17 protein-coding genes are annotated in these 19,228 nt (G+C 70.9%); 4 read left to right on the top strand and 13 right to left on the bottom strand.

Annotated elements, in window-relative coordinates:
• Positions 1-17: 17 nt before the first annotated feature.
• The 3 genes from AC3IYI_RS43255 to AC3IYI_RS43245 all read left to right on the top strand — a co-directional run bounded on the left by AC3IYI_RS43255 (position 18) and on the right by AC3IYI_RS43245 (position 4,974).
• The gene (locus AC3IYI_RS43255) at positions 18-2,222 is read left to right on the top strand and encodes a coiled-coil domain-containing protein (RefSeq protein ID WP_489412485.1); all 2,205 of its coding nucleotides are present in this window, start codon (positions 18-20) and stop codon (positions 2,220-2,222) included.
• Positions 2,223-2,491: 269 nt separating this feature from the next.
• Positions 2,492-4,144: a type IV secretory system conjugative DNA transfer family protein gene (locus AC3IYI_RS43250; RefSeq protein ID WP_489412484.1), complete on the top strand. Its 1,653-nt coding sequence runs from the start codon at positions 2,492-2,494 to the stop codon at positions 4,142-4,144.
• Positions 4,144-4,974, top strand: a complete 831-nt coding sequence (locus tag AC3IYI_RS43245; RefSeq protein WP_489412483.1) for a hypothetical protein — start codon at positions 4,144-4,146, stop codon at positions 4,972-4,974. Before AC3IYI_RS43250 ends, AC3IYI_RS43245 begins: the two co-directional genes overlap by 1 nt.
• 75 nt (positions 4,975-5,049) lie before the next feature.
• On the opposite strand, the gene AC3IYI_RS43240 is transcribed toward AC3IYI_RS43245, so the two are convergent.
• The 12 genes from AC3IYI_RS43240 to AC3IYI_RS43185 all read right to left on the bottom strand — a co-directional run bounded on the left by AC3IYI_RS43240 (position 5,050) and on the right by AC3IYI_RS43185 (position 17,895).
• Positions 5,050-5,433 (bottom strand): hypothetical protein, encoded by a 384-nt coding sequence (locus AC3IYI_RS43240; RefSeq protein ID WP_489412482.1) that lies wholly within the window; start codon positions 5,431-5,433, stop codon positions 5,050-5,052.
• Positions 5,434-5,504: 71 nt separating this feature from the next.
• Entirely contained in the window at positions 5,505-10,715 is a 5,211-nt protein-coding gene (gene mobF / locus AC3IYI_RS43235; protein ID WP_489412481.1) for a MobF family relaxase, read from the bottom strand.
• 487 nt (positions 10,716-11,202) lie between these two features.
• Positions 11,203-12,087 carry a hypothetical protein gene (locus tag AC3IYI_RS43230; RefSeq protein WP_489412480.1) on the bottom strand — a complete coding sequence of 295 codons (885 nt, stop codon included), beginning with the start codon at positions 12,085-12,087 and terminating at the stop codon, positions 11,203-11,205.
• 71 nt (positions 12,088-12,158) lie between these two features.
• On the bottom strand, positions 12,159-12,674 hold the full coding sequence (locus tag AC3IYI_RS43225) for a hypothetical protein (RefSeq protein ID WP_489412479.1): 516 nt from the start codon (positions 12,672-12,674) through the stop codon (positions 12,159-12,161).
• A gap of 30 nt (positions 12,675-12,704) precedes the next feature.
• The gene (locus tag AC3IYI_RS43220) at positions 12,705-12,992 is read right to left on the bottom strand and encodes a hypothetical protein (RefSeq protein WP_489412478.1); all 288 of its coding nucleotides are present in this window, start codon (positions 12,990-12,992) and stop codon (positions 12,705-12,707) included.
• A 2-nt stretch (positions 12,993-12,994) separates the two neighbouring features.
• Positions 12,995-13,399 carry a hypothetical protein gene (locus tag AC3IYI_RS43215; RefSeq protein WP_489412477.1) on the bottom strand — a complete coding sequence of 135 codons (405 nt, stop codon included), beginning with the start codon at positions 13,397-13,399 and terminating at the stop codon, positions 12,995-12,997.
• A complete protein-coding gene (locus AC3IYI_RS43210; RefSeq protein ID WP_489412476.1) occupies positions 13,389-14,600 on the bottom strand; it encodes a hypothetical protein in 1,212 nt (403 codons plus the stop codon). The genes AC3IYI_RS43215 and AC3IYI_RS43210 overlap by 11 nt, the downstream gene beginning before the upstream one ends.
• A gap of 79 nt (positions 14,601-14,679) precedes the next feature.
• Positions 14,680-15,777, bottom strand: a complete 1,098-nt coding sequence (locus AC3IYI_RS43205; RefSeq protein ID WP_489412475.1) for a hypothetical protein — start codon at positions 15,775-15,777, stop codon at positions 14,680-14,682.
• 11 nt (positions 15,778-15,788) lie between these two features.
• Positions 15,789-16,052 (bottom strand): hypothetical protein, encoded by a 264-nt coding sequence (locus tag AC3IYI_RS43200; protein WP_489412474.1) that lies wholly within the window; start codon positions 16,050-16,052, stop codon positions 15,789-15,791.
• Positions 16,053-16,098: 46 nt separating this feature from the next.
• Positions 16,099-16,827, bottom strand: a complete 729-nt coding sequence (locus tag AC3IYI_RS43195; RefSeq protein WP_489412473.1) for a hypothetical protein — start codon at positions 16,825-16,827, stop codon at positions 16,099-16,101.
• 81 nt (positions 16,828-16,908) lie between these two features.
• Positions 16,909-17,061 carry a hypothetical protein gene (locus AC3IYI_RS43190; RefSeq protein WP_489412472.1) on the bottom strand — a complete coding sequence of 51 codons (153 nt, stop codon included), beginning with the start codon at positions 17,059-17,061 and terminating at the stop codon, positions 16,909-16,911.
• Positions 17,062-17,688: 627 nt separating this feature from the next.
• A complete protein-coding gene (locus AC3IYI_RS43185) occupies positions 17,689-17,895 on the bottom strand; it encodes a hypothetical protein (protein WP_489412471.1) in 207 nt (68 codons plus the stop codon).
• Between the two features lie 222 nt (positions 17,896-18,117).
• On the opposite strand from AC3IYI_RS43185, the gene AC3IYI_RS43180 reads away from it, so the two are divergent.
• Positions 18,118-18,564: a hypothetical protein gene (locus AC3IYI_RS43180; protein WP_489412470.1), complete on the top strand. Its 447-nt coding sequence runs from the start codon at positions 18,118-18,120 to the stop codon at positions 18,562-18,564.
• A 1-nt stretch (position 18,565) separates the two neighbouring features.
• Here AC3IYI_RS43180 and AC3IYI_RS43175 read toward each other — a convergent pair whose 3' ends face one another.
• On the bottom strand, positions 18,566-19,228 hold the full coding sequence (locus AC3IYI_RS43175; RefSeq protein WP_489412469.1) for a recombinase family protein: 663 nt from the start codon (positions 19,226-19,228) through the stop codon (positions 18,566-18,568).

The raw sequence follows: 19,228 nt of genomic DNA, 5'->3' as shown, positions 1-19,228 counted from the left end.
GAGATATGGAGGTCTGAATGCGTCTCAACCAGAGTACGGCCGGATCCAATTCGTCCTGGTCAGCGGCCGGAAATACGCTCGCTGTTGACTGGTCCTCAACCCTTGACCGCGCTGTCTCCGACACCCCGGCCTGGGCCCTGAGCGTCACCGCCGGCGCGGTCGCCCTGGCTCTGCTCGGCACGGCCTACCTGGCGATCCGTACGGTGTGGCGGACCAACGAGCGGGCCCGCAACCGGCGCCGGGCGGACCTGGTGACGGCCAGGGCCGAGGGGCGCGAGTCGGAAGTCATCGGCCTGGGCAACATGGGGCGCCAGGCGTACGTCGCCCTCGGCGGCATGGCCGTGTCGATCTACGGGTTGTGGGGGTTCGCGCGCTTCACCGCGCAGCTGCCTGAGCCCATCGCGGTGGGCTTCGTCGCGATGTTCGACGTGATGGAGCTGGCGCTGTTCTCCCAGCTCTACCGGCGGGCCAACCCCAAGCTCGGATGGACTCCGCAGCTTCGCGCGATCCACACCACGGCCTGGGTGCTGGTCGCGGTGAGCGCGACCGCCAACGTGATCCACGCGCCCAACCTGGTGGCGGCCCCCTTCATGGGCGCCATGCCGATCGGTGCGGCCTGGGTCATCGAGCTCGAACTGCGGGCCCGAATGATGGGCTCGGAGAAGGTCGAGGACGAGTCCAAGGCCGGCCCGCTCCGGCTGCTGGTGCTGCTGTGGACCAAGGGATGGGCGGCCGCGTTCTCCGGTCTGGGCCTGGACCCGAACTCGACGTCAGGGCAGGTGGCCCGTGCCACCCTCGCCAAAAAGGCCGCGACCCGCCTGTTCCGGCTCCGCAAGGCGCTGGAGCAGCACGTGAAGCTGCTGGAGAACGGGAAGACGCGGGAGATCCGGCGCCGGGACCTGGCCAAGGCCGTGGACGAGCTGACCGCGCTGCGCCGCAAGGCCACGGCCTCAATGGAGCGGGCCGACTTCGCGCTCGACTCCGCGCAGGCCCTCGCCGTGCTCCGCGGGCTGGCCGGCTGGACCCGCGTCGACGACGTCGCCATGGTCGACACCTCCAACACCAAGGCAGTCACCCAGCTGATGGAGGAGGTCGCGATCCTGCCCTCGGCGAGGAGGATCGAGGCGGCGGAGCGCGCGGCAGAACTGGAAGCGAAGGCAGACGCGGCCGAGTCCGCTCGGCAGGTTGCCGAGGATGCGCGGGAGCGCGCGGAAGAGGCCATGCGCGCGGCAGTCGAGGAGAAGGCGGCTGCGGAAACCGCGCGGGAGGAAGCCCGGGAGGCTCTGGCTGCGGCGGCCGAGGAGACCCGGAAGGCCAAGGCCGAAGCGGACCGCGCGGCAGAAGCACGGGAACGCTCGGAAGCCGCTCGGAAGCGCGCGGAATCCAAGATGTCCGAAGAAGAGAAGAATGCGAACCGGCTGATCGAGCGGGCCGAGGAGGAGCAGAAGAAGCTCTCCAACGCCTCGCTGGAACTCGACCGGGTGCGCCGGCTGATCGTGGACGAGCAGTCCGCGAAGGACGCGACGGCCGGTCAGGTCGAGTCGCTCCGGACGGAGCTCCAGCGCCTCCTCAACGACCGTAAGGCGGCGGAGGACACGACCCGCTCCCTGAACGGTGAGGCCCAGCGGATCTCCGGGGAGGTCGAGCGCCTGCGGGGTGTCCTGGGTGACGCCCAGCGTGCCGCCGAGCAGCACACGGCGGCGGCGAATCAGGCGGCTGAGCTGCGGCGACAGGCCGAGGACAGGCAGCACCTGGCGGACGAGACCGCCCGGCGCACGCAGGCCGAGGCGGCCGAGGCGCAGGCCCTGCTGGAGACGCTGCGGCCGCAGCTGGCCGACCGGCTCGGCGGGGAGGCCGAGGCGGTCGCCCTCGCCGGTGCGCCGGCCTTCCGGAGCGGGGCGAAGCAGGCCGGTTGGGAGGAGTACATCGCGGCCGTGCGGGAGCGCCGGGAGCTCCCGACCGCCACGGAGCTGTCGGTGGCGTACGACGTCTCGGAGGGCAACGCACGCAACTGGCTGATCGAGTTCAGCCGGATCCGGGCCGCGATGGTCGCCAACGGCGGTGCGCGGCAGGCGGAGGGCGAAACCGAGCGCTCGGAAAGCCGCCACGCGGAACCGAGCAGCGCGCGGCAGGAGTCGGACAGCTACCGAGCAGACGGGCACGAGCGTGCCGAGGATGCCGCGCAGACCCGTTCGATCAACGGCCAGCGTCAGCCGGTCTGACCCTCCGTCAGTCGGTGCGCGCGGAAAATATCCACAGGCCCGGACCTGCAGAGTGATGAGCACGGAGATCACCTGGTCGCCGTAATCCGGGAACCGCGCGCCTGCCGAGCGGCGCCCAGCAGAAAACAAGCGGGGGCTTGTCCTACTCCGCGCGTACGGTGCCCAGCACTGGTCACCGGACCCAGACGGACAACGCCCCCGGGGGGCGTGGCAGCGCTGATCCCCGGGGGCTTCGAGACAGAGAGAGAAGAAATCCCATGATGTCCCGCATGCAGATTACGGCGCAGGAACTGGCGGCCACGCCGGTCCCCGGCCTGCCGACCAACGACGACATGCCGCTCCCGTTCCTCAACACCGTCAACGAGTTCGTGACCGGGCCCGCCGGCATCGCCACGGGCATCACGGCCGCGGCGCTCGTGGCCGGTGGCGGCTGGCTGTGGGGCCAGTACGCCCCCAAGCCCGGGTTCGCGAGCAAGCGGGAGATCCGCGCGGAGATGTCGGCCCGCAACGCCAGGGCGATGGTCGAGCAGACCCGCCCCAGCCTCGTCGGCAAGGTCAAGAAGGTGCCCACGACGGCCTACGCGGTGCCGCTGGGCAGTCTGCGCTCAGGCGGCTGGCCGTCCGGGATCTGGGGCACCCCGGAGCAGAACTACCTGATCCTGGCCCCGTCGCGGCAGGGCAAGTCCATCATCCTCAACAGCATGATCTACCGGTGGGACGGCGCGGTTGTGCACACGTCCTCCAAGGTCCACGACCACCTGGCGACCAAGTCCCTGCGCGAGATGCAGGGCCCCGTCTGGGTCTGGGACCCGCTGGGTCTGAGCGGCCAGAAGCAGCTCAACACGTTCCGGTGGGACCCGATCCGGGGCTGCGAGCAGCGGGAGGTCGCCATCCAGCGTGCCGCCTACCTGCTGTACGGCTCGCGCGGCTCCGGCGGGGCCGGCAGCGGGGTGGACGAGTTCTTCAAGTCCACGGCCAACGAGGTGCTGAGCCGTTTCCTGCACGCGGCCGCCCTCGGCGGCCGGACCATGATGGACGTCTACACCTGGTCGCAGAACCGCCAGGACCACACGGCGGTGAACATCCTGAGCACGGCCGGCGCCGGGGACTGGGCGGACCTCCTGGTCCAGCGGCAGAAGGTCGTCCAGGGGACCGGCGACGGAATTTTCACCACCCTGTCCAACGCCCTGGCCTGGATGTCGAACCCGAAAGTGGCGGCCACCGTGCTCCCCGGCCCCGGCGAGAACTTCGACGCGGAGACCTTCCTGCTCAACCGCGGGACCCTCTACATGATCGGCTCCGACAAGCCCGGGTCGGCCGTGGCCCCGCTGTTCGTCATGTTCGCCGACTTCCTGCGGCAGACGGCGATCGACCTGGGCAACAAGAACGGCAGCGGCCGCATGGACCCGCCCTGCCTGTGGGCGCTCGACGAGATCGCCAACATCATCCCGCTGCCGGTCGACAAGTGGATGCCGGACTCGGGCGGCCGGGGTATCACCCTGGTCATCGTCATCCAGTCCCGCTCCCAGCTGTTCGACGTCTGGGGGGAAAGCCGCGGAAGGGTGATCTGGGACGACGCCAACGTGCGGATCTTCCTGCGCGGCATCGGAGACGCGCAGGTCCGCAAGGAGATCAGCGACATGTGCGGCACCTACGAGAAGCAGCGCAAGACGACGACCACCCGCAACGGGGAGTCCTCGGTGAGCACGGTCACCGAGGAGAAGCAGGTCATCACCTCCGGGGAGATCTTCAAGCTCGGCAAGCGCCGGAGCTTGGTCATCTTCGCGGGCTGCAGCCCCGTCATCACGCACATCAAGCCGCTGTGGAAGCGGCGCGACGTCAAGAAGCTCACGGCCAGCGCCGCGAAGGTGCCCGCCCCGCGCAACGACGACTCCGACCGCCTCGTCAAGGGCCGCCGCTGATGGCCGCGGGGGAAAGCGGCCTCGGGGGACAGCTGTTCGTCCTGGCCAAGGACCTGGCCCGGGTCGAGGACGCCGTGAAGCGGCTCGACGAGCGCGACGGCACGATGCAGGCCGCACTGGACGGGCTCGACCTCGGCCCCGTCCAGCTGGCCATTGACCACCTGGAGGAGCGGACCTCGGGCCTGCAGACGGAGCTGCAGGGCCTCGGCCCGGTGAAGACCCAGCTGGACGCCCTCGGCAAGAAGATGAAGGAGGTCGTCGAGGCCCTGGAGGCCATCGCGGCCAAACCGGCCGAGGAGGTCGTCAAGGTCTGGAACTGGTCCTTCAACGGCATGGACAAGAAGGACGCTGCCGACGCCTGGGACATCCTGGTCAACTGGGTCCGCAACGAGCTGGAGTACGCGTACGGCTGGGTCGGCCCGCCGGCGGACCTGTTCGCCACCAACAACGGCGGCGGCTACGGCTCCGTGAGCAACGGCGGCCCCATGACGCCCTCGCGGATCCCGCCGTGCTGGTACCGGCACCGGGGCGCCGTCAAGGAACTGTCCTGGCTCTGCCAGGAATGGATCAAGATCTACGAGACGTCGTACGGCGAACCGAACCGCGCGGGGGACTGGCACGACCGGTACGCACCGGGCGTCAAGCGTCGCGTGATCTCTGAGCTGTCCCGGTGCGAGAAGGGCCATCAGCCGGACGCCTGGGAACTCGACGCGACCCAGCCCGGACGGCCGCAGGCGATCGACGACGACGCGGGACTCTCCGCGTACATCAGCTGGGACCTCGCCAACCGGGCGGCCCCGCCCGCTCCCGGGCCCGTAGCGGCCAAGTAGCAGCACAACGGAAGCCCCCAGCGCGGAGAACGCGCTGGGGGCTTCGTGCTGTCTCTACTGGCATGCCGGCCGGTGCTACTGGGGCCAGGGCCAATCCGCTGGCACGGCCAGGCCCATGTCGCCGCCCCTGGCCCACGCAAGCGTGTGCTCGACAGCGAGCGTGTAGTCCTGGCCCTCTTCCACCGTGACCTTCCACAGGGCGGGGTCGCTGGTGGCGTACAGCGCGTCGTACGCGCGGCCGCCCTCGCTGCTGGCATCCATCCCGGTGACCGGTCGGCCGAGAGACCTTCGGGTGATGGGGGAAACGTCCGTCTCCCCGGTCACCCAGTTCAGCGCCGTGATGACGCCGCGGACGTACGTCTTACTGGTGGAGCCGTATCCGTGCTCGGTCACGTACGCGGTCATCGCCTGGAGCTCGTCCTGCGAGCGCAGCTCTGGCGGCGTCCACTGTGTGGTCAACCTGGCTCACCTCCTGATCGGTTGAGGGTACGGTCCGGGGCTGGGACCCGGACAGGGGGCCCGGGGCCCTGTCAGTAGCTGATGATCGGGCCCTGATCCTGCTGGATCTGCGGCGCGACCTCGACCTCGGGCTCGCGGGTGCGGCTGACCTCGGCCTGCTCAGCACGGGCCGCGTCGTCCGCCTGCGCCGACTGGTCGCGTTCGGCCTGGCGGGAGGCGATCTCGGCGAGCGCGCCGTACGCCTTGTCGAGGTCAGCCTGCAGGTCGGCCAGCTGGGCCGGGAGCTGGTGCCCGGAGGACACCAGGTGCTGAGCCTCGCGCTGGTTTTGCTGCTCCGCCCCGGGCTGCGTCGCCTGCGTGCCGGCCTCGGGGGAGACCTCACCGCCTTCGGTGAGCTGCTGCGCGGACTGCTGCTCGTAGATCGCGCGGTACTCGTCCTCGACGGTGGGCGCCGACACTGCCGGCGCCTGCTCCTGCTCCGGGGCCTGCGGCTGCAGCTCGGCCTCGACCTCGGCGGTCTGCTCGACCTCGACCTCAACGTCCTGTTCGGCCTCGGCCTGGACCGTCTCCTCCACCCGCTCCTCGAACGTCTCGCCCTCGACGTCCCAGTTGAGCTCCGGGGCCTGGTCGAGGTCGTGCTCCGGCTCACTCTCGCGGGCGGCCAGGGTCCTCTCCCTCAGCTCCTGTTCAAAGTCGGCGACCACGGCGTCCAGCCACGGACCGGACGTGAAGACCGGGACCTCCCTGGCCGTGGTGGCCTGGACGGCTTCCTGCGGCTGCAGTTCGGCCTCGGCGTCCTGCTCCGGCGCCTCGACCCGCCAGGTCTCGCCCTCGACGGCCCAGTCCACCTCGGGCGCCTGCTCGGCCTCGGCCTGCCAGGGCTCGCGGCCCACGGCGGCCTGGGCGGCCAGCTCGTCCTCGACGCGCTGCTGGACGTCGTCCTCGGCCAGCTGCGGCTCGACGGCGTCCTGCTCGTACGCGACCTCGGGCGCCTGGTCGAGGGTCTCGCCCTCCACGCTCCAGTCGATCTCCGGGTCTCCGGCGCCGGCGGCCCGGTGCTGGCGCTCGAACGCGGCCACCGCCTGGTCGAGCTCCTCCTGTTCCGCGTACGTGAGCTCGGCCTCGACGTCCTGCTCGGGCGCCTGGTGGAGGGTCTCGCCCTCCACGCTCCAGTCGATCTCCTCGACCTGGTCGAGGTCGTACTCCGGCGCGGCGGCGAAGTCCTCGTCGAGGACTTCCTCGGCGGACTGCTCGACGTGGACCTGGTCGTCGGCGCCCCGGCGCTCCAGCTCGTCGCGGGCAGCCTCGGCGGCCTCGCGGGCCGGGGCTGTCTCCTCGTACCAGGCGGTGCGGGCCTTGTCGATCTGCTCCATGGTCTCGACGCGCTCGGACAGGTTGGCCACCAGGTCCTCGTAGCCGCGGGCCTGTGCCTCCAGCTCGGCGCGCTCGGCGGCGTCCGTGGCCTGGTCTGCGTCGGCCTGGGCCAGGATCGCCCTCTCCCCGTAGTGCAGGACCACCAGACGGGCCTCGGACATCTCCTCGCCCATGTAGGTAGGGGCCCAAGACTTCTCGCGCTCGTACCGGTTGACCATCTCGCGCAGGGCGGCGTCGCTGGTCCGCGCGAGGCTCTCCTCGTTCTCCGTGCGGCCCAGTGCGCTGTGGGCGGCTTCCCACGCGGCGCGCTGCTCGACGGCGCCCTTCGCCGGCAGTCGGCCGATCGCCGTGTTCGGGGCGTCGATGCCGTACAGCTCGCGGTAGCCCTCGACCGTGCCCGCGCGGCGGGCCCACTCGGCCCGGTCGAGGATCTCCTCCGGGACGGGGCCAAGGTGGCGGACGGCCCACTCCGGGGGCGCCTCGGTAAGGCGCTCGCCCAGCACGTCGCGGCGGTCGTCCATGGCCTCGGCCAGCTCGCGGGCGACCTCACCCTCCCGGCCGGGCATGTCCGGGGTCCGGTCGGACCAGTTGGGTCCAGCCGGCTCGCGCTCGGGCGTGCGGTCCGTCAGGGCAACATCGACACGCCAGTTGACCAGTCCGGGAACGTTCTCGGGGACGGGGTAGCTCATCGGGCGCATGCGGATGGCCTCGCGCAGCAGCTGCTTGCCGTCGTGCCCGGCCAGCTCGGCCTCGCGCAGCTTGCGGTAGACCGTGCTCGGGTCGCCGGCCTTGAGCTTCTTGAAGTGGTCCTCGCTGAGCATCTGCTGGAGCATCGGCTCGTACTGCTTGCGGCTGTGCTCGGTGACGTAGTCGTTCCAGCGCGGCTCCAGCGCCGGGGTCGACTCGGCCCAGTCCTGGCTCTCGCGGAGCTCCTGCACCGCGGCCAGCTCACCCCCATCACGCTCGACAGCGGCCTGGATCATCGACATGGCGTCCTGGTCGACAGCCTGGAGCCGGTGCTCGTTGCCGGGGACCTGGCACGCGGCGAACGCCCGGTTGTAACGCTGGGCGCGGGTCAGGCCCGGATACACCTGCTGCCGGGACATCCCCTCCTCGACCAACAGGTACCCGCCGTATCCGACCGTGCGGCCCTGCACGGCGTTGACCGTGCCCGCGTAGGCCAGCGATACGTGCTCCTCGACGTACGAGCCGGGGATCGTGACGGTTCCGGCCAGGCGTTCGGTGCCGTCCTCGTTGCGGCCAGCCACGCGGGCGGCCGTGAGCTGGCCGTCCTCCCCGATGCCGGTCACCCGGTAGACCCGCCGGTTCAGGACGAGCCTGCCTTCGGAGTCCTTGAGCTTGGAGTCGTTTTCCCTGGTCTGGATCAGGTCGCCGACGCCCGCACGGTTGTCGTCGGCCAGCGGCAGACCGGTCTCCTCGACGAGCCCGTACCGGACGAGTTCGGCGCGGATCTCCCGGGAGACTTCGGTGGCACGGCCGTTCGTGGCGGTCATGACCACGGACTCGCGGTCTGCGATGGCGTCCGCGACGTACGCCTGGATGACGGCGGTCTTCATCTCCTCCAGCGTGCCGCCCTGGAACCGGCCCTGCAGGCGGTACTCCTCCAGCGCGCGCACGTCGCCGCGGCGTACGGCCAGGCTCGCCTCCGCCTCCCACTCGCGCACCGTGCCGTCCGGCTCCTTGAACCGGCGGACGTTGCTGAGGCTGTAGTGCGGGCCGTCCTCCACCATGGCGCGCAGGAGGCCACCGGCTTCGGGGGACTGCAGCTGCTGCTGGTCACCGATCAACACCAACTTGGCCCCGGCGGCCTCGCACAGCTCGGAGACGCGGGTGATGTGGTCGGTGGACGCCATGCCGGCCTCGTCGAGGACCACCAGGTCGCCCTCGCGCAGACGGAACTTCTCGACGTTCTCCCGGCTGCCGAGGCCCTTGGAGTACACGTCGAGGAAGCGGGTGGTGTTCTCCCGGATCTCGATGCCCTCCTCGCCGAGGACTTCGGCGGCGACGGAGCTGGGGCCGAGGCCGATCACGCGGCCTCCGGTGTGCTCCTGCCATGCCTCGGCGATGACCCCGGTCGCGTACGACTTTCCGGCGCCGGCGGGGCCTTCGACCACGCTGATCCGCTTGCTGTCGCCGAGGACTCCGCGGACGACGTCGGCCTGGTCGGCGGTGACGCCGGAGGACTTGACGACCTGGTCGAGGACGGGCGGGGACAAGGCGGGGGCGCCGGTCTGGTGGGCGCGGGCGGCGACGCGGCCCTCGTCGCTGAGGTGCTCCTCCAGCGAGAACTTCTCGCTGGCCAGGGCGCTCGGGGAGAACACCGACCGGCCGTCGCTCTGCCGGATTCGGGAGGGCGCTTCCTCGATGATGGTCAGGCCGGCGGTCTGCACTACGCCGTAGCGGCCAGACTTGAGCGCCTCGGTGGCCATCGAGTTGGCGAGCGGCGCGAGCGGCACGTCGCGGGGGAGGCTGTCACCGAGCGTGGTGTTGATCTGCTGGATCAGCTCGCTGCGGTCCCACGTCGCGCGCTTGGTCTGCAGGGTTTCGAGCGAGTCCCGGATGACCTGTTCGCGGTCGAACGTGGGGGCGTCGACCTCCGCCATCTTCGTCTGGTAACCCACTTCCTCGGCACGCTCCAGCGCGCCGAGGAGACCGCCCGGGACCTGCTCCTCGGCGATCCTGGTAGCACGCTCGATCCGTGCCTCGGCGCTCTGGTGTTCATTCCGCTTCGGGTCACGGGTGTCGAGGGTGGCGACCTCGCGGAGCCGCGTCCGCACGAGCGCGGACGGCTCACGGCCGTGGTCCTGGACGTACTGCTCGCGCAGTTCCTCGTACCGCCGGTCGACCTGGAACGTCCGCTCTGACAGGGCTTCGAGCAGTTCCGGCTCGAAGCCCTTGATCTCGCGGGCCTTGCCGTCCGGCCTCATTTCGAACACGACCGGGAGCTCGCGCTCGATCGCCTGCTCCATGGTCCGCTCGTAGACGGCGGCCGCGGCCTCGCGCGCCTTGTGCATCGCCTTCGAGTCGAGGGTCACGAAGTGCTCGTTGCCCTCCTCGTCGAGGACCTTGATTTTGTTGAGAACTGCCACGTGGGCGTGGAGCTGGGGGTCTCCCTCTCGGGAAACCTCGTGGGTGAAGATCGCGGCGGTGAAGCCGGTGCTGTCGACGTACCGGCCGGTCGACGGGCGGTCGCCCTTGGCCTTGCCGTGGTAGCCGACCCGGCCGAAGCCGGCCTCCTCCTCGAAGACCTTCATGGCGGCCGCGATGCCCTCGTTGTGAGCGGCGCGGACCTTGGCGGCGTCCTCGTGACGGCCGGCGGCCTCCAGTCCGGTGAGGTAGGTCGAGACGCTCTTCTGCGCGGAGTACGTCTGGTCGAAGTACATGGCGCTGTTGCGCTGGCCCTTGTTCCGCTCTTCCCTCCGGATCTCCGCCACGCGCTCCGGGTCGGCGTTCGGCTCGCTCTCCAGCCGGGCCTCGACCCGCTCGTCCATCGAGCGGAACTCGTACGCCTTCCGGCCCCGGCGGGCGGACGCCTCGGCGTCTGCCATGACCTTCTCGGCGACGTCTCCGGTGAGGCCGTTGTCGTCGATGAACTGCTTCGCCTCGGACACCGCGGCCCGGTACTCCTCGGGGTGGGCGTGCTTCCCGAAGACGGCGCGAATGTCACGCTCGGTAGCGTTCGCGCCTGCCTCGACACCCCACTCGGAGACGCCCTCGCCGAGCCACACGGCAAGCGGAGTGCCGTGTTCCGTGCCCTTGGCGTAGTACCCCTCGGGACCGTCGAGGGTCATCTCGGCGTCGGCCTGGTGCTCGCCGGCACAGCCTGATCCGGAGAGCAGGTAGTTGAGCCCTGCCTCGCCTCCGGAGATCGCTGTGATACGTAGCACGACGGCAACTCTACGCGAGCACGAGCGTCAGCGACACCGACAAATTAAGAATGCCTAGGTGTGTTTATGTAGTGAGGTTTGTAGCATGGTGATTGGCGGAGGAAAAGGGGGTTCGTAGTGAGGTTGAGATGGATGGATGCGGAGGGTTGGAGACGGTGGAAAGTGGGTGTTGGTTCTGAGGTTCGGTAGGGGTAGGTCGGCACTGTGAAGGGGCCGGGCGGAGCGCGGAGGAGGATGGCGCGGAGCGCCTATGAAGGACGGGAGCTCGACGGGGCGGCAGGGGGCCGCTACGCTCGCCACAGACGAACAAGAGGCCCGACCCCAAGCTGGGGGCGGGCCTCGACTGTTACCACGAGTGATTTTCGGCGGCGGGGATTCTGCGGCGCGCTTCGCGGCGCCGGCGGTGGGCTGTGCCACATGCACATGGAGGAATTGCCCGGCCGCGGACCCCGGGGCCGGGCGGGCGCGGCGGGGTCCGGACGGTGGGTCAGGGACCCATGTGCATGGGTGATTCCTCGTCCTGGGCGGGCTCGGCGGGGCGGGGTGCGGGGAGGACGGCGGCGGGCTCCCCGCCGGGGGAGTCGGGGTCCGCTTCGGCGCCGGGCTCGTCTTCGACGGCGGCCTCCTCCCCGGGGAGGGTGAACGGCTGCTCACACAGTCCGCAGATGATCGGACCCTCCGCCAGGACCTTCGGGGTGACCGGGAACGCCCGGGGGTCGGGGAGGCACCCGCACGTCACCTTGACCCGCTTGCCGTTGGTCGAGCCGGGGTTGTCCGGCGGGGCCGGCGGCTCCTCCTCGGCGCCTTCCTGGTCGGCTCCGCCGAGGCCCGGTAGGGCGGCCCCGTCGATCAGGCGGATGACGGACGCGTACTTCTTGCGGGTCGCGTCTGTCAGCACCGCATTGGAGAAACCCAACGGTTTCGAGGACTTCCTCGGCGGCTGCAGTCCCATCTCCGTGGCCAGCTGCGCGAACTCCTTGCGGTGCCACCTGGGGTCACCCTTGGAGGTGTCCTGGATATTTCGAACATGGCCCAGCGCATGGGCGGCCTCGTGCAGCAGAGTCGTGAGGACCTCCTCGCCTCCGTCGCGTACGGTCTCGCCCGCAACGAAGAGTTCCGCCAGGCGCTGCTCCTGCTCGGCCACGGCCCACCGGTCGGCCCAGTGGTGCCCGGCGGTGACGAAGTGCCGGCGCTTGGGTGCGTCGGTCGACTTGCTCGGCTTCTCCGTCTGGCGCCGGGGGACTCCGGTTCCGGAGATGAACAGCACCGGGGGGAGGTCCGGGTGGTGCTTCTGGATCGCGGTCCAGCACCTCTCCAGCACGGCGATCAGCCGGGTTCCCTCGCGGCCCGGGTCCGTCTTCGGGTCGGTCATACGAGTCTCCTTGGCCCATGTGCATGGGTTTTTCTCGGTGTGGGGCGGGGTCAACTGTTACCGGGGCGGGGTCAGAAGAGGACGTCCTGGGAGGCGCCGGAGGGGTTACCCACTGCTATCGCGGCGGTGATGGCGGCCTCGACGTCACCGCCGGTCGCCTGGGCGGTGAGGATGGCGTCTCGGATGGCGACGGCGCGTCCGTCCGGGCCACGGACGTCGCCGAGGGCGTGCCCGGCCCGGTGGCTGCGGGCGTAGTAGTCGCGGATGTTGTCGAGCCGTTCGCCGGCCACCCAGTGGGCGGGCTGCTGACAGCTCGACTCGTCGCAGACGTGGCGGACCACGGCACCCGGGGCCAGGGCCTGCGCCCCGTTGGCGATGACGTAGCCGAGGACGTGCACGGTGACGACACGGGAGGTCGTCGCCTTCCGGGACCCGGCGCGGAGCTTGCCGTGTCCGGAGCTGCTGATCGCGCCGAGCCAGTAGGCGCACTGACCCGGGCCGCGGTCGTGGACTTTGGCCCGGTAGCGCTCGACGGTCGCGGGGTCGGCGGCCAGGGCGGCCCACGGCACGGGCGTCCGCTCCGTCATCTCCAGCTCCTCGTCGTCGGGTTCGTCGGGCTAGCGGCCGGGGGACTTGCCGGTGCCGGCGCAGTGCCCGCACTGGCCGGTGCCGTCCGAGTGCCCGTTGCGGCAGGTGGCCATCTCGTCCATGACCAGTGTGGTCATCCAACTGAGCTGGCCGGGCTGCAGGTGCGCCTGGTGCTGCTCGCCGGTCACCGGGTCGGTGACCGTGACGGTCACGGTAGCGGTGTCGTGCGGGTCGGTGGGGTAGGTGTCGGCCAGCTCCTGCAGCGCGCTCGCGAAGAGGGTGGCCGGCTGTTCCACGGTGGGGTCGATGGTCGTCATGGTCACCAGCCCCAGTGGTCGTATTCCTGGCGGACGTACGGGCGGGCCGAGGGGTCCCACTCCATCGAGCCGGGGCCGACCGGTCCGATGTGGGTGTTGTGCTCCTGGTCGAACTTCTTGAGCTCCTGGGAGAGCTGGACGGCGTCGTCGAGGAACTCCGGGACCTCGGGGTGCGCGAGCGAGAGACGGTCGGAGAGGGCCGCGCGGCGGAGCAGGTAGAGGCGGACGTGGTTCTCGTCGGGCTCGTACGATCGGCCGTGGGCGGCGGCGTCTGCGGCCTCGACCTGGAGCCGGGTGGAGATGTGCATGAGCTCGCCGGACTCCCGGAGCATGTCGGGGGCGCCCATGTAGGCGACTTCGGGCGACGGCGCGTCGAATCCTTCGCCGGTGATCGGGTCAGGCCGCATTGGTGGTCTCCTCGTCGGTGGTGGTCTCGTCGAGCGGGTCGCGGAGCTTGTTGACGGCCTGTCGGGACATCTGGGCGAGCCTGCCCAGCTCGGCGTCGGTGATCTCGGGGTGGCCTTCCTCCCACGCGAACGCCTTGTAGAGGCGGGAGTAGATCCCGGCGCGGCTGGCCTTGACGGTCTTCTCGGCGTCGGCGCGGGCCTTGCCGAGGGAGGCCAGCTCGTCGAGGACCACCTGGCGCAGGGCGGTCCGGTGCTCGTACGTGACGAGCGAGAGGTGCGCCGTGTCGCCGAGCAGGACGGCGCCTTCGGCGGCGACGGTCTCGCGGACGGTGCCGGTGACCTCGTTGAGCTCGGCGTTCGTGGTGTCGGCCGTGACGGCCTCGGGGTGCTCGGTGAGCCACTGCTCGATGGTCACCAGCGGGCGGCCGCCGTTCTGGTCGAGGCGGTACTGGTAGAGGTAGGCCCGGGTGCCGATGAGCCCGGAGTGGTAGCGGGCGGCGTCCTTGTCGCTGATGTGGAAGTGCCCGGCCAGGTCCGGGAAGAGGTCGCCCTGGTGTCCGCCCTGACGTCGCAGGCCCCAGCGGGCCAGGTCCTCCGCCGTGCGGTCGAGGTCCTTGTCGGTGCCGGTGGCCAGGGAGGGCCGGATCAGCTCGGGGAAGGGGCCGGCTGCCTCGCTGAGCTCGACGAGCCAGGGGCGGCGGCCCTCGGGGCCCTTGCGGTCGCGGTGGCACGCGCGGCCGATGTCGAGGCCGGCGGACCCGGCGACGGCGGACCAGTCGAGGGCCTCGGTGCCGGGGACGGGGACCAGGTGGTCGAGGAGGGTCTGGGCGATCGGGGCGACCTCGTGGGCGAACGCGTTGCCCTCGGCGACGTCGTGGTACTGGCGCTCGGCCACCCCGTTGTCGATGGTCCAGTACAGGACCTCGGGGACGACCTGCCAGTGCCTCGGGGAGAACATCGCGCCGGGGTAGTAGCCCTTCTCCTTGTTGTCGAGGCGGTAGTCCGAGCAGTGGAAGGACAGTTCGCCGGTCCGGGTGTTGAGCACGATGTGCTGGTAGCCCCCGGCGTCGACACCCACGGGGCGGGGGCCGGCGCCCTCGCTGTCGATCCACGCCTTGTTGGCGTGGACGTCGGGGATCGGGGGGACGTCGGCTTCGGTGATCTCGCGAACGGTCACGGGCGGTGCCTCATACGTCGTCATGTCAACCAGGTTGACGCCCAACGACATTGGACGTCAACCGGGTTGACAGATTTGGCCGGTTTCGAAGCGGTGGCCGGATCTACTTCGCCGGACGGGGCTGCTCGCGCTGCAGCTCGCGGACCTTCTCCTCGGCGTCCCGCGCCCGGGTCTCGGTGGTGCGGAGCTCCCCCTGCAGCTGGTCCGTCTTCTTCTCCAGCTCCTTGACGCGCTCGCTGCGGTCGCCGGCCTCGGTCCGTGCGGCGTCGAGCGCTCGCTGCAGTTCCGTCGCCAGCTTCTCGGCGGCGTCGACCTTCGCCGTGGCGTCGTCGGCGGCCTGGCGGGCGGCGGCCAGCGCGCTCTCGACCTTGCCCTCGGCCTCCCGTACCTGGGTCTTGGCGTCCTCGACGGCCTGGACGGAGTCGGCTTTGACCTGCGCGGCCTTCGCCTTCTCCTCCTCGACGGTCTTCTCCATCGCCTCGACCTTGGCCAGGGCCTCCGCCTGGGCCTTCCCCGCGGCCTCCTCGGCGGCCGCGACGAACCGGGCGGCCTGCGCCTCCGCCTGGGCGACCTTGCCCTCGGCCTCGCTCTGGGCTGCGGCGACGGCCTTGTCCGCCTCTTCGCGGATCCGCGCGGTCTCCGCCTCGAACCGGGCCTTGGCCTCCTCCAGTTCGCCGATCGCCTGGTCCGCTGCCTCCTCGGCGGCGTCCTTCTCGTCCTTCGCGGCTGCGGCCTTCTTCTCGGCGGTCTCGCGGCGGCCGCGCTCGGCGACGAACTTCTCCTCGGCCTCGGCGATCCGGGCCTCCGCGCGGGTCTCGGCGGCGGCGACCTGGGCCTCGGCGGCCTCCGGGTCGGCGATCTGCTCCATGAGTTCGACGTACCGGGGGAGCTGGGCCTCCAGCGCCTTGACGGCGGTGAGCACGGACTTCCGCACGATGTCGGCGGTCTCGGCGGCGCCGGTCACCGGGCGGTCGGTGGCCTCCTCGACGGCCTGGGCGGCCGCGGGGTCGGCGGTGCTCGGCCGGCGCTTGGCCCGGTAGGCGGACATCGCGTTGTGGTCGGGGTCGTCGCAGTACTTCGGCGCCTGGCCCCGGACGGTCGGGTCCTTCGGGACGGGCGGCCGGTGGCAGTCGGGGTACGCGCACTCGGCCGCCTTCGCCGCGTCGGTCTCGACGGCCTGCTCGGCCAGCTGCTCGGTCATCTTCGGTGCTCCTACTGGGCGGTGGGGAGGTCGGTGGCGCGGAGGACCTGCTCCTCGCGAACGGTCCAGCCGGTGTACGGGTAACTGGGGTCGAGCGTCTCGTCGAGCAGCTCCCCCTCGTCGTTCCAGCGCAGGGCGGCGGGCTCGTCCTCGGGGTCCTCATCCTCCCGGTACCGGGCCTCGGCGTACGCGCGGGCGGTGGCCTCGTCCTCGGCGGCGACCGCGCCCGGGTCCTCGCCCCGGGTGATGTGCCAGACGGTCCGGTGCTCGCTCATGCGGGTGGTGTCCCTTCGGTTGTGGACGGTTCGTCGAATCGCCGGATCAGGCTGCCAGTGCCACGGCCGGCGGCGGCTGGTCGATGACCACGAGGGCTACCGTCCGGCCGGTAGCGACCGGCGCCGGGCGCGGGGTGGTGGTCTCGGCGGCCTGGGACTGTACGGGCGCGGCGGACGGTGCCACCTCCGGGGTGTCCCACGGATCGACCGGTGCCAGTGCCCAGACCTCAGCGGCCACGGCGTCCGCGCGCTCCCAGAGGGGTGCCCGAGCGTCATCACCGGCGACCGGGCTGGGGCCCTGTGCCATGAAGCCGATCAGCCTGGCCAGGACGGCCGAACGGAACACCTGGGCCTTCGCCTTCACCTCGGCGGGGGACTGGTCGTCCAGAACGCCAGACAGCACGGTCATGAGGGACCGGCGCCACGCCCCGAACCGCCTGGCGGCGCGGGTGGCCAGGTGCTCCAGTCCTGCGATCACCCGCGGCAGGGCGGCCAGGTAGCGGCTCATCGTCCGTGCCGGGCCGGCGACGTCGAGGCGTCGGGTCGACTCGGCCCCGGTGTGCGTGCCGTCAGCGAGCAGTCGGCGCGGCGCCGTGGTCCCGAGGCCGAACAAGCGGGCCAGTTCGGCGGCCGAGGCCCTGTGCTCGGTCGCCCTCCAGCCTCGGGCGGCGGGGAACGCGAGCCGTGCCTCGGTGCGCCCGTTGGCGGTGAACGGGCGGCACACGGTGACGTACGTGCGGCCGCGCGGCAGGGTGGCCGGGGTCCTGCTGCTCATCTCGGTCTCCTCAACGGGGGTGGTCGTCGGTGAACTGGGCCGGGGGCGGGGCCGGCGTTCAACCGGCCCCGCCCCCGGGTGTCATCCCTGGTCGCGCCTCTGGACGCCACCCTCGCCGTCCGGCTCGTACGTCTCGCTGCTGTAGACGACCCCGTCCACCACCAGGTCGTCGCCGATCACTTCCTCCCAGAAGTTGAAGTCATCGCTGCTGCTGTTCTGCGACTGAGCGGCCATTGCGTGCTCCTCGACTCGTCCATCTCGGTACCCCGATTCTAATGCATTGCATTGCATCATGTCAATGCAATGCATTACCTGTGACGCAATGAAATGGAATGGTTTGGAGGGGGAGTGATCGACTGACGGGGCGTCCCACCGGATCCACTCGACGGCCTTGGGCGGTGGGTCCCCACAGAGCGCGGCCCACCACCGACGACACGCTCCTCAGCCACGACGAGACCCGGGCCGACGCGGAGCGACCACACCGGCCGGTCCACATCGCGGCAGCAGCTGCTCCCCGCCCGCCACGGCCGGCGGTGCGCTCGCCTCACGCGCCCGTCATCCGTGACGGCGGGGGTACGGTCCGGGCCACGACGAGACCGGGGCGTCCGCCGACCGGGCGGCCACCAACCCCCCTCCCTCCGCCGCTGCGTCCTTTCACACCCCGAAGCACGGGCGGCCGCGCACGCTGCAGGCCACGGAGGCTTACGGACCTTGGGCGCCCCCACGGGCGGGCCGCGGCCGCCGCTCGACGGCCAGCTCGGCAGCGCTCGGCGCGGTAACAGTCGGCTCGACGGCGCTCAACTGTTACCGGCTCTGACCTGGTGGAGTTTCAAAAATCGGCCCTCATCCGAGGGCCGGAAATTAGAAGGACTTGGCGGTGCTCGGGCCGCTGCCGAGCGTGCGCCGGCCGGAGGGTGCCGGGGCGGGAATCTCCCCGGGGAGACGGTTGTCCGGGGCCTCGACGGGGGCCGCGCGCTCAATGACGGTGCGGCGCCCGTCCGTACGGGGCTGCTCGTCGACGGCGGGGCGGGGTCCGGTACCCAGGGTTCTGCGGCGGGAAGTGCTCACCGACGAAGTCTCGCACTCGCCGTGATCTCGACCTCGGGGGGAGCAAGTTGGGCGGGAAGGGGAGCTTCCCGCAAGCCCGGACGAGCCGAGCAAGATATCGGCGAAGACACTCTTCGCCGCCTCGGCCCGGGGGTGCCGAGGTCCTCCTCGACCGAGGGCGGTCGAGGAGGGGGAACTGCTCAACTGCCCTTGCGGGTCTGCCCGCTGTGCCAGGATCGCCGCATGATCAATCTGGGTGTGCGTGTCGAGTTCTACGAGCAGGTGATCGACGGTGAGCCTCCCCGGGGCTTCCTCGGCTCCGTCGATCGGACCGAGGGCTACCGGGCCGCGGCGGTGCCGGCGGTGGGCGAGCGCGTCATGGCCGCGTCGCTGCGGGTCGCCGACCGTGAGTCGGCGGTGCTCCTGCGCGGCCCCGAGCAGCTGGTCGTGCGGTTCGTCGAGCACCACCTGGTCCCCGAGCGCGACGGGGAGGTCCCGGCCTGGTGGGACAGCTACGACGAGCCGAGCGCGACCATCGTGCTCCACATCTCGCTCGGCACCTCGCGCGGCGGGGAGTTCCTGCAGCGGATGGTCCGCCAGTTCGTCGCGGACGGCTGGCAGTGCACCGGGCCGGAGGGCTCAGAGTTGTGGGAGTACGGGCTGCAGGCTCGCAAGGAACTGCGGCAGTAGGTCAGCGGCCTGCGGGTTCGATCTGGCGCGGTAGGCGGCTGGTCCGCAGCTCCTGCAGGTCCGGGATGTGGTTGTAGAGGGTGCCGACCGAGACGCCGAGCAGGCGCGCGATGCTGGCGACGCTGTTCTCCGGGTTGGGGAGCATGTCGCGGGCGGCGCGGATCAGCTCGGCGTTGACCACGGTCGGGCGGCCTCCGGTCTTGCCCCGGGCCCGCGCGGCGGCCAGGCCCTCGTGGGTGCCGGCCACGATGAGCTCGCGGATGAACTCGGCGAGCGCGGCAAACACGTGGAAGATCAGGCGGCCGCCGGGCGTCGTGGTGTCGAGGGCCTCGTGCAGGCTCTGGAATCCGATGCCCCGGGCGCGGAGCTCGGCGACCATGTTCACCAGGTCCTGCAGCGATCGGCCGTAGCGGTCGAGTGACGGCACGACGAGCGTGTCCCCTTCCTGCAGGAAGGCATGGCAGGCTTTGAGCTCGGGACGCTCGGCGTTCTTCCCCGACTTCTTGTCGGCGAAGATGCGGCGACACCCGGCGACGGTGAGACTGTCGAGCTGGCGGTCGAGCAGCTGGCCCTTGGTCGAGACGCGGGCGTACCCGATCCGGATGTTCGTCAGGACGGCCGGAGCGGCCGCGAGCAGATCGTCGGGTTCGTAGAGCGTCTTCAC

It is taken from the genome of Streptomyces sp. GL_148 (assembly GCF_057834205.1).
This window is presented reverse-complemented; position numbering and strand designations above follow the sequence as displayed.

Coding starts and splice junctions, on each gene's coding strand:
- AC3IYI_RS43220 (WP_489412478.1), bottom strand. CDS start 12,992: ATGACGACCATCGACCCCACCGTGGAACAGCCGGCCACCCTCTTCGCG.
- AC3IYI_RS43255 (WP_489412485.1), top strand. CDS start 18: ATGCGTCTCAACCAGAGTACGGCCGGATCCAATTCGTCCTGGTCAGCG.
- AC3IYI_RS43245 (WP_489412483.1), top strand. CDS start 4,144: ATGGCCGCGGGGGAAAGCGGCCTCGGGGGACAGCTGTTCGTCCTGGCC.
- AC3IYI_RS43210 (WP_489412476.1), bottom strand. CDS start 14,600: ATGACGACGTATGAGGCACCGCCCGTGACCGTTCGCGAGATCACCGAA.
- AC3IYI_RS43215 (WP_489412477.1), bottom strand. CDS start 13,399: ATGCGGCCTGACCCGATCACCGGCGAAGGATTCGACGCGCCGTCGCCC.
- AC3IYI_RS43205 (WP_489412475.1), bottom strand. CDS start 15,777: ATGACCGAGCAGCTGGCCGAGCAGGCCGTCGAGACCGACGCGGCGAAG.
- AC3IYI_RS43180 (WP_489412470.1), top strand. CDS start 18,118: ATGATCAATCTGGGTGTGCGTGTCGAGTTCTACGAGCAGGTGATCGAC.
- AC3IYI_RS43230 (WP_489412480.1), bottom strand. CDS start 12,087: ATGACCGACCCGAAGACGGACCCGGGCCGCGAGGGAACCCGGCTGATC.
- AC3IYI_RS43190 (WP_489412472.1), bottom strand. CDS start 17,061: ATGGCCGCTCAGTCGCAGAACAGCAGCAGCGATGACTTCAACTTCTGG.
- AC3IYI_RS43200 (WP_489412474.1), bottom strand. CDS start 16,052: ATGAGCGAGCACCGGACCGTCTGGCACATCACCCGGGGCGAGGACCCG.
- AC3IYI_RS43195 (WP_489412473.1), bottom strand. CDS start 16,827: ATGAGCAGCAGGACCCCGGCCACCCTGCCGCGCGGCCGCACGTACGTC.
- AC3IYI_RS43250 (WP_489412484.1), top strand. CDS start 2,492: ATGCAGATTACGGCGCAGGAACTGGCGGCCACGCCGGTCCCCGGCCTG.
- AC3IYI_RS43225 (WP_489412479.1), bottom strand. CDS start 12,674: ATGACGGAGCGGACGCCCGTGCCGTGGGCCGCCCTGGCCGCCGACCCC.